A 12,606-nucleotide genomic window follows, 5' to 3' on the forward strand; every position below is an offset into this window, starting at 1 on the left:
ATACCAAGGGTATATTTCTATTTCTCTATATTACAGGGAACGCGCTGTCATGTCAGCCATCGTTACGGAATTCATTGTAATCGGGATGAATGAACAGTCTAAGTGTTTAATTATCTCCCTAATGCATTTCCGGTTTTGGTAAGTCTTTACTTCACAAAAAGTGGTCGTTATAATGAGGGAAGTTAGGAACTTTCCTATGTTTTTGTCTGTATTTATGGCAACATGAAAGTAGAATTTTGCGTTTTATTATCAACACTTCCTAACACAGTTTGAACTGTTAGGAAGTTTTTTGTTGTATAGCCTACTCATGTAGGAAAGGAGAGAAAGATAGTCGGTTGATATTAGAGCATAGGAAAACTGCTTCACGAGTAAGTATTATTGAATTTAAAGTACATATGGAGGTTTGTTTCTTTGATTAGTAGAAAATTAAAAATAACAGTAATTACAGCTAGTGTGTTTATTGTTTTAGTGTGTGTTGCATATGGTGCATTCTATATTTGGAACAAAAATTATAAATTTAATAATAATTATGTATGGCAGCCTTTGGAGGACGTGCAATCTACAATAAACCTGAAAGATTCCTATAACGTTATTGTAGCTGGAACGGATCCGGAAGGCATTACGGCTGCCTTATCTGCTGCTCGTAATGGGATGCATGTGTTGCTGGTGGAAGCAAGAGATCGCAGCATGTTGGGAGGATTGATGACCGAGGGAGGCCTTAATACGCTGGATTTAAATTATTCCCCTGAACAACCCCAGTTATTGAGTAGTTTGCGGCAGCCTGACTTTTTGAATAAAGGCATTTTCCAAGAATGGTTTGACCAGATAGAGGGTAGTTCATTTGATACCAATACAGCGGCTAACATTTTCTATCGAATGGTTCGTTCCGAACCTAATATTGACCTGTTGATGAATGCTAAGGAATTAGTTCCTCTTACTGAACAATCTACGGGGGATCAGACGACAATAACGGGGTTGAGCATAACTAAAAAAGACGGAACAACTGTTCAGATTTCAACCCGCTCCATCATTGATGCTACGCAAGATGCGGATATTGCAGCTGCTGCAGGAGTTCCATATTCCATAGGCAGGCAAGATATTGGAGATGGTAAATCCAAAATGGTCTCTACGCTTGTATTCAAGCTAAGTGGTGTTACAGATGAGGTATGGCAAAAATTCAGGGAAAGAGAGGGTACCGGGGTTGATAAGATGAGTGCTTGGGGATACGGTGATGCGAGGCAGTATGAATCCTCCAATCCACAACGTATTAAGATCCGCAGTCTGAATATCGGAAGACAGAATGATGATACCATCTTGATTAATACGATGCAGATCTTTGGGGTAGATCCGTTAGATCCGATATCCGTGAAAGAAGGTCTGGAAATCGGGCGTAAAGAAGCCCCGCTAATTGTTGATTTTCTGAAGAAAAATTATGAGGAATTTGCAGGGCTACAATATGCTGGAACAGCGGATGAGCTCTACGTGAGGGAGTCACGTCACATCTATGGCGAGTACCGATTAACATTAGCTGATGTCATGGAAAATCGGGATCATTGGGATGCCATTGGATACGGTTCATACGATATTGATATTCAGAGCACGAGTGTTGGAAATCCCGGAACGATTATGTTGAGTCCGATTCAATATGGTGTACCCTTTCGCTCGCTTGTACCGCTAAAGGTTGATGGTTTGCTCGTCGTCGGACGTGCAGCAAGTTATGATACAATCCCACATGGTAGTGCAAGAGTTGTCCCACTGGGAATGGCAGAGGGAGAAGCAGCAGGAGCAGCGGTCAAACTGGCATACGTCCATAAGGAGTCCTTCCGAGAACTCTCAGCTTCTGAAGAGCGAGCATCTGAATTACGCAAAATGCTGGAGAACCAGGGTATGGATCTGAAAGTACATCGTTTCGAGCAACCTGATTATATGGACCATAAGGATTACAAGGGATTGCTGGCTGCAGCGAGTATGTATATGACTTCAGGCAATTATAATAACGATGGTTGGGAACTGGATAAAGGAATGAATCCAGAACGATTTTTAAGTAAATTGAAAAGAATGCAAGCGATGTTTCCAGAAGCCTACACAGGCAGTGCCGACCAAGCTCTAGCAAGTATGGAGAATGCCTCAACCCTGCCTTTAACGTTGGATCAGGCTGCGTATATGTTATGTCTGGCAATGGGATCTTCAGAAACTGAAACATCACTTGAACAGGCACTTGCTCAATTGCAAACGCAAAACTTTATAAGTGAGAACACGCTTGCTGGCATTGCTGACAAGAACAGTCTTACAAATGGGGATGCGTTTATGCTCATTCGTGATGTAGTGGAATATTATTCTGGGGTTGTATTCGACTAACTGGTTGACAATTTCTTGTATATGAACTAATGTGATCAAAAATGATAACAGCGTTATAACGAGGACATGATTGCGTTGGTCAGCTTCAACAGAGAGGGAACAGTGTGGTGCAAGGTTCCTGTGGTTGCTATGTAATTCCTACCTCGCGAGCTGCGGAAGAGAATGCCCATCCAGGGTTGTAACCTCCGCCGGAAGGGCCCGTTATGCCCCGTAGGACTGCGTATCACAGATCGCATAGATTGCGAGCGAACGGTTTAAAGTGCAGTTAAACAAGGGTGGTACCACGACACATTCGTCCCTTGACGGATGTGTCTTTTTGCTGTCTATAACTCTAGATAACCAATAACCATGAGAAAGATTAGGAGTGTGTTCAAATGCGTCAAAGTGAAATGCTTGTTCCAACCTTACGTGAAGCGCCAGCGGAAGCAGATGCTGCGGGACATCGCTGGTTACTGCGTTCCGGTATGATTCGCCAACTGGCCGCGGGAATTTACAGTTATCTACCCCTCGGACGGCGTATATTGTTGAACGTTGAACGAATCGTTCGAGAAGAGATGGATCGTGCGGGGTGTCAGGAAGTATTGCTACCGATTATGCAGCCTGCCGAGCTGTGGGAAGAATCCGGAAGGTACACACAGTATGGTCCTGAATTGATGCGTCTGAAGGATCGTCATGCACGGGAATTTGCCCTTGGACCAACACATGAGGAAGTTGTAACCGCATTAGCTCGGGACGAGGTGAACTCGTATCGCAAGCTGCCATTCACCCTGTACCAGATTGGAACCAAGTTCAGGGATGAACGCCGTCCTCGATTTGGATTGCTTCGCGGGCGTGAATTCATCATGAAGGATGCGTACTCTTTTGCTTCGGATTGGGAAGAGCTTGATCGTACCTATCAGGCGATGAATACAGCCTATAGTCGCATTCTGGAGCGTTGTGGTCTTGACTATATCCGTGTTGAGGCGGACGCGGGAACGATTGGTGGTCAAGGGGAAACGCACGAATTCATGGCTCTTGCTGATGTAGGTGAAGATACGATTGTAACGTGCAAACATTGTGGATATGCTGCCAATTTGGAGAAAGCTGATTATCAGACTTTCGGAGATATTGGGGAAAAAGAAGCAAGCTCAGAAATTCCAGAAGTATCTGCGAGTGCAGATTCCGCGCTTCAAACGGATGAGAAATCAGGAGCGGAAACCGTGGTACGTATCTCGACACCTGGCGTTCGTACGATTGCAGAGTTAAGCGCCTTTGTCGGCGAAGGTGCTGAACATATGATCAAGACGCTGCTATATGTGGCAGATGGTCAGCTCGTCGCTGCGCTGGTGCGTGGAGACCATGAACTCAATGACATCGCACTGAAGCAGGTGTTGGGTGTAGAGGAACTGATTCTTGCAGACGATGCGGCCATTGCGGCATATCCGAGCCTGACGGTAGGTTTTTTAGGTCCGATTGGACTGAATCTGCCGATGGTGGTGGACGCTGATGTGGCAGTGATGAAGAGTGCAATTACAGGAGCCAATGAAGTGGATGTGCATGTTTCCGGCGTACGCCCAGGCATTGATTTTGCATTGGACCGAGTAGAACGAATTCGCTTTGCTTCTGAAGGGGATGCTTGCCTAACGTGTGGATCGCCGCTTGTGTTTACCAAAGGCATCGAGGTTGGACACATATTCAAATTGGGAACGAAATACAGTGATGCAATGGGTGCTTCCTTCCTGGATCGCAATGGTCGCCAGTGCGCGCCAGTCATGGGATGTTACGGCATTGGCGTATCCCGTCTGATGGCCGCTATAGCTGAACAATATGCGGGAGATGAAGGCATTCGTTGGCCGGCAGCTGTGGCGCCATATGATGTGCATCTGATTACAGTAAGTTGGAAGGATGAGCAACAGCGTCAGCTCACCCTTGAACTGGAACAACAATTAGTCGATGGTGGTTACACGGTATTGGTTGATGACCGGGATGAACGTCCAGGTGTGAAATTCAAGGATGCAGAGCTGATCGGATTGCCTGTGCAGATCGTCATTGGCAGAGGAGCAGCAGAAGGGCAGGTTGAACTGGGATCACACGCACTTGCAGCATCTGGTGAACCGAAAAGAATCGGGTTGACGGCACAGGAGGCTGTGCTTTATGTAAAGGAACAGCTCACTTCCTAGATTCAGGGGATTGGCTGAATATATGAGTTCATATAATAGTACCGAATATGATGCGGTAGATGATTTTGATTGCTGAAGTTTCAATGTGAGCATGAAAAAGAGGGCTATTGGCATGCCAATAGGCGGGATTTTAAGTATTGTATCATACGAAATAACTATATTTGGACATGTGTATTTAGTATATAGATGATTTTACAATTAAGGGTCTGAGGATGATTATACACAGGCAGATTTATGTGCAAGTATGCAATTTTGAGTAGACAGAGATGTCGAACTTAAATGTACAATAACCGCATGAACACGGTAATTCCGGAGATTTTTTATATAGTTCGGTGTCGAAGGTGCGTAATAAAGTTGGTCCGTAAAGGCCACGCCGGGATTTATTTTTGCCTCAGATGATTGTCGAGATCAGCAGGATATGTCCGCAGGAAATGTTCAAGTACCTGATGTGGATTGATGTTTAAGAACTGAGATACAAAAGGGTGTCCCCTTAACCAGTAATCTGGCTGGGGGACACCCTTTTTGTTATGACAAGATATATCCGTCATGCTGCTGCTCTGTATTGATCTTAAGAAGCTGCAGGCAATTTCAATTGTTGACCCGGATAGATCCAGTGTGGATTTTTGATATTGTTCAGCTTTTGCAGCGCCTGCCAAGTTGTACCATATTGTTTGGAGATGGAATACAGGGAATCTCCGGATTTAACAACGTGCAGTTTGGCTAGAGCTGGTTTGCTTGGCGTCGGTTTAGACGGTTTTTCCGGTTTTGGTGTTTCTGGTTTTGGCTTGGTTGGAGCTGGAGTTTCTGTTGCCGGAGTTTCCGGCTCTACTGCAGGTTTTTTCGCTTCACTGATCCGACCATCTGTTTTGATGTCTACAGCGCCAAGCTTCTGCATGTAGTTAATCAACGCTTCATCCAACGCGCCGTACATACCTGTTGTAGCATATTTGGTGAACATGGTGTACTCGTCACCGCCAACAGCAGTGAAATCATTGGTTGCCAGCGTGTATGTTGCTTCCGGATCAAGGGCTTTATCGCCAACGGTTACGGAATGTACACGGCTACCTTCTGCAGCGGAAGTGTCGATTTTGAACTTGATTCCAGATACTTGCGGGAATCCACCGCTTGGTTCAGGGTAGGAAGCTACACCGACTTCAAGGGCTGCCAGAATATCGGCCCCTTTCACTTCAAGGGTTACGACTTGATTACCAAAAGGAAGAACAGTGATAACAGCACCCTTGGTTACAATTCCTTTTTCAATGGAAGCACGGATACCACCACCGTTAGTCAATGCGATATCGGCGTTGCTGACATCACGAATTGCATCTGCAAGCAGGTCACCCAGGTTGGTTTCACCTGCACGTACCTGTTCACGTTTACCATCCAGCAGAATGGCTGTATTGGCTACTTCTTCTTTTAAAATAGGCTCTTGTTCTTTTTGAATGGAGTTCACCAGTGCCGCAACTTTCTCATTCGGTTTGATGTCTTTTGCTTCCGTTTCATCAATCAATGTGGCTTGTTTCTTCGTTACTTTACCACCGTCTACCCACAGATCGATGACACCTACGTAGTTCGTATATTCTCCTGCACTTGCGATCAATGTTCCATGATCGGATACAAGACCATCGTGAAGGATAGTGTGGCTATGTCCATCGATGAATACATCAATGCCGGGAACTTCTTTAACTACTTTTAAACTAGTATCCGTGCTGGACGCGTCTTGTCCAAGGTGTCCCAATACCACAACAACATCTACTTTGCTGCGGATCTCGTTCACCAGAACTTTAGCTTCTGCAGATGGATCTGTAATATCAATACCTTCGACATTTTTCGGATTTGTTTTGTACATCGTTTCCGGTGTGGACAGGGCAATGATTCCAACCTTTACACCATCAATTTCTTCAATCAGGTAAGGATCGAAGAGACGAGTTCCGTCTTTTTTCTTCACGTTGGCACTAATCATTGGGAAGTTCATCATGTCTGCCAGTTCGATCAATCGATCCGAACCATAGTTGAATTCGTGGTTACCCGGTACGATGGCTTGGTAGCCCATTTCATTCATGAGTTTCACGATGCTTTCACCATTCACGAGAGTGGCAAAAGTTGTACCATGTACAGCATCTCCCGCATCAAGCAGGAGCGTGTTCGGGTTGTCGCTACGATATTTGTCAGCGATTCCAGCTACTTTGGCAAAACCCATAGCAGGTGAAGATTCAACTGCGCGAGCATGTGTATCATTCGTATGTAGAATCGTAATGTGTTTGCCTGTGCCCGGCGTGGTATCCGTTGCAGCTGCGGCAATACCTACACTGCCAAACAGCAAACAGACCGTTAGCAGAAGTGAAACGTAATTCTTCCAGATTTTCATATAAATCCGAAACCTCCCAAAATAATAATCTAATTGAGCGTTTACACAGCTCATGTTGTATTTTAGCAGACTATTATGTGGAAATCTCGCGATTTACGTAAAAATAGGTAACCTGAAAGTGACATGTAAATCTTCTAATGGAAAATAGAAAGGGAATAAGCATTGAATAGAACATATGTTCTTAAATCATGTAAAAAAAATGCTGCGCTTCACGCGGCAGTCCGGTACGCAAACAGAATTTCTCCAGAGATTCATCCGGCTCAGGCATTACTCCGGAAGTTAACAGTTGAATGGCAAACCGGTTGGCCTGTCGTTCCAGCTTGCCTGGAGCAAAATAGGAATGCTCCTCCAAAAAGAATCGATTGATCCCTTTGTGAAGCCGATCATGGCCAAGCTCGTGGGCACATACGAACCGCTGCCATTCCGGCGGCAAATCATTGTGTATGACGATAAACCTGCGCCGGAGCTTCCGAAAGTACAGTCCTTTGGTGGACTTCCCCAAATTGGTGAAACGAATCTGTATTCCAACTGCGCGGGCAATGCTGAAAGGGCAGTTGGTCCGGTGTTTTCGAATCAGCTTTGTTACGATGTCATCCATATGATCTCACCTGCTGCCTCATTAAATTCAGTTCGTCGTGCCTCATGGGCGCTTGTCCGATTCGTCTGTCTTTTTGCGTTTGTTCATCTGTTTGGCTTCCCAGAACAGACCTGTCAGCACATCCTTAATTCGTTTCTTGTCATCTTCATCGAGTGGAATGCCGTCAAACATCAGATCATCATCGTCTTCCAGCATCTTTTTGAAATCACGACGGTCTTTGTATGTAGCCCATTCCGGCACGTCCTGAAGTTCAGTGGAACTCCCTGGTTCAATATAACCGGCATGCTTCATCATCTCTGTATAGGGAACCGAGAGTGCATCTGAAATTTTGCGAATGGTTGCAGGTTTGGGCACACCCCGGACCCCGTTCTCAATGCGTGAAATCTGTGAGTTGCTTATTCCGGCTGCTTCGGCGAGCTGATTGATGCTATATCCCTGTTGCTCGCGCAGTTGTTTCATATAAGGACCAAAAGCGTGCTCCACAATTCATGCCAACTCCTTCGATTCGTACAAGTGCTTGAAATTAATATTAAGAAGAAAGTTGAATGCGACAACTCCTAAACCTCTGCGGGTGCGCCGTTCCGGATTCGGATCGTTCTTTTGATCGCTGTTATCCCCGGATTTCCTGTTTCCCTTTTCTAAAGGGTGAAATCCGTTGATAAAGGCGAACGCTTTGCTTCTTCAGAATCGATTCCGTCTCCTCCACTACGTTCGCTCTTGGTAAGTACATTAACACATATTTCAAAGGTATCTTCTTAATATTAAAAATCAAATGACTTATACGGAAGTTCATTAATTAAACAGTACTATAACGTATATATACCATTAGGTAAAGAGATATGAAACAATTATGCCAAAAGGCATAGGAAATGAGAGCGAAGGTTTTATTTTATCGTCAAAACGAACCAAAATGAAGGTTTACTCCGATCTCCAGAAAGTGGTATCCTCAAATAGAAATACGAACAGTATACGAACAAAATGTAAACTTGATACAGGTTGGTGTTTTAGAAATTACCTTCTGAACAATGGAATTCCCCGGATTATAGCGGTTTGGATTGATTCCAAAAGGCAACAGGGAAAATTGAAGAAATGTCGTTACTTTTTTGGAAAACTGGACAACTCTATGAATAAGAGCCTTTTGCTATCGTCCAAAGAACGATGGCAAAACAAAATGACGTGAACGATAGAGTGACTTGAATTGATTAATGAGAAGAAGTGCGGGAGATGAGATGGTTGTATGTTTAACTAGATTGTTCTGTCATCCAAGTGAGCATACGGAACCAGTTGATATTCATTTTACAAAGAACACTAAAGGAGGAAGATAAATATGGAATTGATGCTGCCCGAATTGGACCGACGCAAAACGCAAACAGCTGTTGAAGCTGCGCTGGAAAAATACCGAATCTATAAAACCATTGCATTTGAAGAACGAGAGGTTATGGTGACGGCAAGTTATGCCGAGCGTTTCCACGGTGCAACCAATGTGACGGGGGATTCCACGGCGAGAACGGCGATCTATAATGTGGACGTGCAGCGCGCGCGTCAGGCATACTGCGATACGATTGATTTTATTGTGTCCCGGTTGAGTGAGAAGGAACGTGTACTCGTATGTGAACGATATCTGAAAGATGATGATGTGTTTGACTATAAAGTGTATAACCATGTGTTTGATCCGCCTGTCAGCAAGGATACGTATACGAAGATTCGAACGCGTGCTTTCTACAAAATGGCGCTGGCTCTGTCAGATCGAGGTCTGATTAATATGGAGCCTTTGTCAGTGTCCCGGAAAGAGCGGCAGAAGCTGGGCTAAGCGAAACAGGTAAGAAGTTGATCCTTTAATATCCAAGGTGGATTGGTTACAATAGTTGAACAAACCACTGTTGGCACAGTCTAAGGAGAGAAGTCTGTCATGTCGGAAGAACTCGGAATGCAGGAAATGGTCACGCTGAAGACAATCGCGGAAACGCTCAATACGTCCAATGATCTGAACTTAATGCTGGATACCGCAGTCGGCAAATTGCTGGAATTAACCGGGTTAACTGCTGGCTGGGTGTTTCTCATTAATGAACGTGGAGATTATACCTGTGTTTCGGATTATAACCTGCCCCCTGCATTACTGCGGAACGATAAAGAGCCGATGCGAACGGGCACTTGCTGGTGTGTGAACCGTTTCAAGGACGGTCGACTGAATCATGCGGTCAACATCATTAACTGTAAACGGCTGGAGGATGCGGTGGAATTCCAATGGGGAGATACTCAGGATGTAACCCATCATGCGACCGTTCCACTGCGATCAGGTGAGAAGATGCTTGGCCTGCTCAACGTTGCCGCACCAGCTAAGGAACATTTCAGCGACAGCGAACTGGCATTGTTACAGGGTGTTGCCTATCAGATTGGGAGTGCGATGGAGCGGATGCGATTATATCGCGCGGAGCAGCGACGGGCTGACCTATATGCCAAGCTGGGAGAGTTCAGCGCCGCCTTGGGTCTGGCGGTCAACGAATGCAGTAATTCAGAGGCTTTTTCTTTAAAAGTTGTGCAGCTGCTTGGACAATATTATGACTGGCCTTTGGCAGCAATTATTCAGCAGAAAAATGGCGTATATACGGTACAGGCAGCTTATGCGGGTGGCATCGTTCAAACGTTACCAAGTGCGACTCTATCTTCGGAAGCAGGAGACCACATGAACCGTGTGATTAATAGTCACCGGGCTGTCTCCTTGTCTGCGATAGAAATGAATGAGATTTTTACGGTGTGCGAGCCGGAGAAACCAATAGATTTCCTCACTTCGGGAATTGTTGCTCCCCTTCCGTATCATACGCCAGGGGAAGCGGGAATTCTGGTGATTGGAGAAGGAACATCAGGTCCTATTCAGGCAGACCGTGAAGTGCTGGAGGCTTTGGCCGAGCATATTACGGCCTCGTGGGAGAGTCTGAAGCTGGCGGAGAATCGCAATGAACTGGCACGACTGGAAGAACGTAACCGACTGGCTCGCGATCTGCATGATTCGGTCAATCAGATTCTTTTTTCACTCTCGTTAACCGCTAAAGGTGCGGAAAGTATGTTATCTGGCTCTGAGCAGTTGCACCCGGCAGCGGAAGTGATGAAGGATATTCGTGCTTTGTCCCAGGAGGCCCTCAAGGAAATGCGCGCATTGATTATGCAGCTTCGGCCCGCGGGACTGGAGGCAGGACTGCTCCGTGCGTTGCAGGAATATGGTACCAGCCAGGGTCTTCAAGTGGTGGTGGATCGGACGGGAATGCGGTCTTTACCCCGTAATATAGAAGAAGCATTGTGGCGAATCGGGCAGGAAGCACTGAATAATGTACGCAAACATGCGGGTGTCCCTTCTGCTGAAGTCGCACTCAAGTTAAGTAATCATGAAGCGGTGCTCACTATCACAGATCAGGGAACAGGCGGTGCAAAAAGGCCAAAAGCATCGTCTGGAAGCTCGCTGGGCCTGTCCATTATGGAGGAACGGGCTGAATCACTCGGGGGCAGGTTAGAAATGGTCAGTTCTTCCCGCAAGGGAACGACAGTAACGGCAGTCATTCCACTTCCGTTCGAATCTGTATAATGTCAGGGGGAAGAGAGATGCCGATTACGATATTGCTCGCAGATGATCATGCGATGGTGAGACGAGGGTTGCACGTTTTCTTGACCACGCAGCAAGACATGGAGGTTATTGGTGAAGCATCGAACGGGCAGGAAGCTCTGGCGCAGGCGGAAGCGTTAAAACCTGACGTGGTATTAATGGATCTGCATATGCCGGTCATGGATGGAATTGAAACAGCAAGACGGTTGCGTGCATTAATGCCAGAAACGCGAATTATTGTGCTCACATCGTTTTCCGATCAGGATCATGTCGTTCCTGCTGTGCGTGCAGGGGTGAAAGGATATCTGCTCAAGGATATTGAACCGGAGGATCTGGCTGTGGCCATTCGCAATGTGCATGCCGGTCAGGTAGAATTGCATCCCGCCGCAGCAGGTCAATTGATGCATGTGATGGCTTCATCCGATTGGTCTATAAATGAACAGCAATCACAGCATATACCGACAGATCCGTCAGCAGATAGTCAACTTCAAGAGCTGAAGCAGACGACGGGGAAATCCACTGAAGCGTCCCTTGGTGGTCCGGATATGCTCACTCGCCGTGAACAAGAGGTTTTGGGGCTGATTGCTCAAGGGCTGAGCAACAAGGAAATTGCGGTCCAATTGGTCATCACCGAAAAAACGGTCAAAACCCATGTCAGTCATCTGCTGGACAAACTGGGGCTGGCGGATCGGACGCAAGCGGCTCTTCATGCCGTAAGAAATGGCTGGGTCGTCTGACCAATTCCGACATAACTTCATACTTAAGTCGTATAAACTCAACCTAAAGGTTGAGTTTTTTGGTATTTCAAGTTAAGTCTATCTGCTGACGAATTGGCTGCGGAACAAAGGTAAGATAAGGATAACCAAAGACGGATCGGTTGAAGGAACGTTAGAGTTTGAAACAATAAAAAAACCAAGGAGAGTGACATGGATGAATATCGTTATTTTGGCAGGAAGCAATCGGAACAATGCAACCAGTACACGTTTGGGAGAGTATGCGGTGGAGATTATTCGGGGTCAGGGACATCAGGCCAGTCTGTTTGATCTGTATCAGACACCACTTCCATTCTACGCACCAGATGAAAAGCAGGTGGATCACGAACATCTGGCAGACCTGAATACACGTATGCTCGCGGCAGATGCAATCATCTTGTCTACACCAGAGTATCACGGCAGTATTAGCGGTGTGCTCAAAAATGCACTGGATCACCTGAGTCAAGCTCATTTCAGCGGCAAGCCCGTCCTGTCCATCAGCTCCTCTGGCGGAGCGGTGGGAGTAAGCTCGCTTTTACAACTGCAAGCGATTGTTCGCAATCTGCATGGTATCAATGCCCAAGAGTGGATATCCATTGGTGGTGCACAACGCAGACGATTCGAAGCGACATTTGACGGATATGAAGAGTACGAAGGGAGTCAGGATATAGAGGACCGAGTTCAGCGGGTCATTGGATCGTTTTTGAATCTGGCTCAGACGTTAACGAATGCGCGGAACTCATCCATGAGCTAAGAACGAACGAAAGCGACGACGA

At 46.0% G+C, this 12,606-nt stretch carries 9 protein-coding genes; 6 read left to right on the forward strand and 3 right to left on the reverse strand.

All coding sequences use genetic code 11. The features are described from left to right. Positions 1–552 precede the first annotated feature (552 nt). Positions 553–2,358, forward strand: coding sequence for an FAD-dependent oxidoreductase (locus AC1S8V_RS06300; protein ID WP_482072900.1), 1,806 nt, complete (start codon positions 553–555; stop codon positions 2,356–2,358). A gap of 374 nt (positions 2,359–2,732) precedes the next feature. After that, a complete protein-coding gene (locus AC1S8V_RS06305; protein ID WP_482072901.1) occupies positions 2,733–4,517 on the forward strand; it encodes a proline--tRNA ligase in 1,785 nt (594 codons plus the stop codon). 568 nt (positions 4,518–5,085) lie between these two features. On the opposite strand, the gene AC1S8V_RS06310 is transcribed toward AC1S8V_RS06305, so the two are convergent. From AC1S8V_RS06310 to AC1S8V_RS06320, 3 genes are all read right to left on the reverse strand, one after another. Next, positions 5,086–6,885: a 5'-nucleotidase C-terminal domain-containing protein gene (locus tag AC1S8V_RS06310; RefSeq protein WP_482072902.1), complete on the reverse strand. Its 1,800-nt coding sequence runs from the start codon at positions 6,883–6,885 to the stop codon at positions 5,086–5,088. Between the two features lie 181 nt (positions 6,886–7,066). Beyond that, positions 7,067–7,483: an ImmA/IrrE family metallo-endopeptidase gene (locus AC1S8V_RS06315; RefSeq protein WP_482072903.1), complete on the reverse strand. Its 417-nt coding sequence runs from the start codon at positions 7,481–7,483 to the stop codon at positions 7,067–7,069. A 42-nt stretch (positions 7,484–7,525) separates the two neighbouring features. Next, on the reverse strand, positions 7,526–7,969 hold the full coding sequence (locus AC1S8V_RS06320) for a helix-turn-helix domain-containing protein (RefSeq protein WP_482074412.1): 444 nt from the start codon (positions 7,967–7,969) through the stop codon (positions 7,526–7,528). An 841-nt stretch (positions 7,970–8,810) separates the two neighbouring features. On the opposite strand from AC1S8V_RS06320, the gene AC1S8V_RS06325 reads away from it, so the two are divergent. The 4 genes from AC1S8V_RS06325 to AC1S8V_RS06340 all read left to right on the forward strand — a co-directional run bounded on the left by AC1S8V_RS06325 (position 8,811) and on the right by AC1S8V_RS06340 (position 12,584). After that, positions 8,811–9,293 (forward strand): ArpU family phage packaging/lysis transcriptional regulator, encoded by a 483-nt coding sequence (locus AC1S8V_RS06325; protein WP_076209562.1) that lies wholly within the window; start codon positions 8,811–8,813, stop codon positions 9,291–9,293. A 99-nt stretch (positions 9,294–9,392) separates the two neighbouring features. Continuing rightward, entirely contained in the window at positions 9,393–11,060 is a 1,668-nt protein-coding gene (locus AC1S8V_RS06330) for a GAF domain-containing sensor histidine kinase (protein ID WP_482072904.1), read from the forward strand. Positions 11,061–11,077: 17 nt separating this feature from the next. Continuing rightward, positions 11,078–11,815, forward strand: a complete 738-nt coding sequence (locus tag AC1S8V_RS06335; RefSeq protein ID WP_482072905.1) for a response regulator — start codon at positions 11,078–11,080, stop codon at positions 11,813–11,815. 193 nt (positions 11,816–12,008) lie between these two features. After that, positions 12,009–12,584 carry an NADPH-dependent FMN reductase gene (locus tag AC1S8V_RS06340; RefSeq protein WP_482072906.1) on the forward strand — a complete coding sequence of 192 codons (576 nt, stop codon included), beginning with the start codon at positions 12,009–12,011 and terminating at the stop codon, positions 12,582–12,584. Positions 12,585–12,606: the final 22 nt, after the last annotated feature.

Source organism: Paenibacillus sp. B46(2026), from assembly GCF_056786355.1.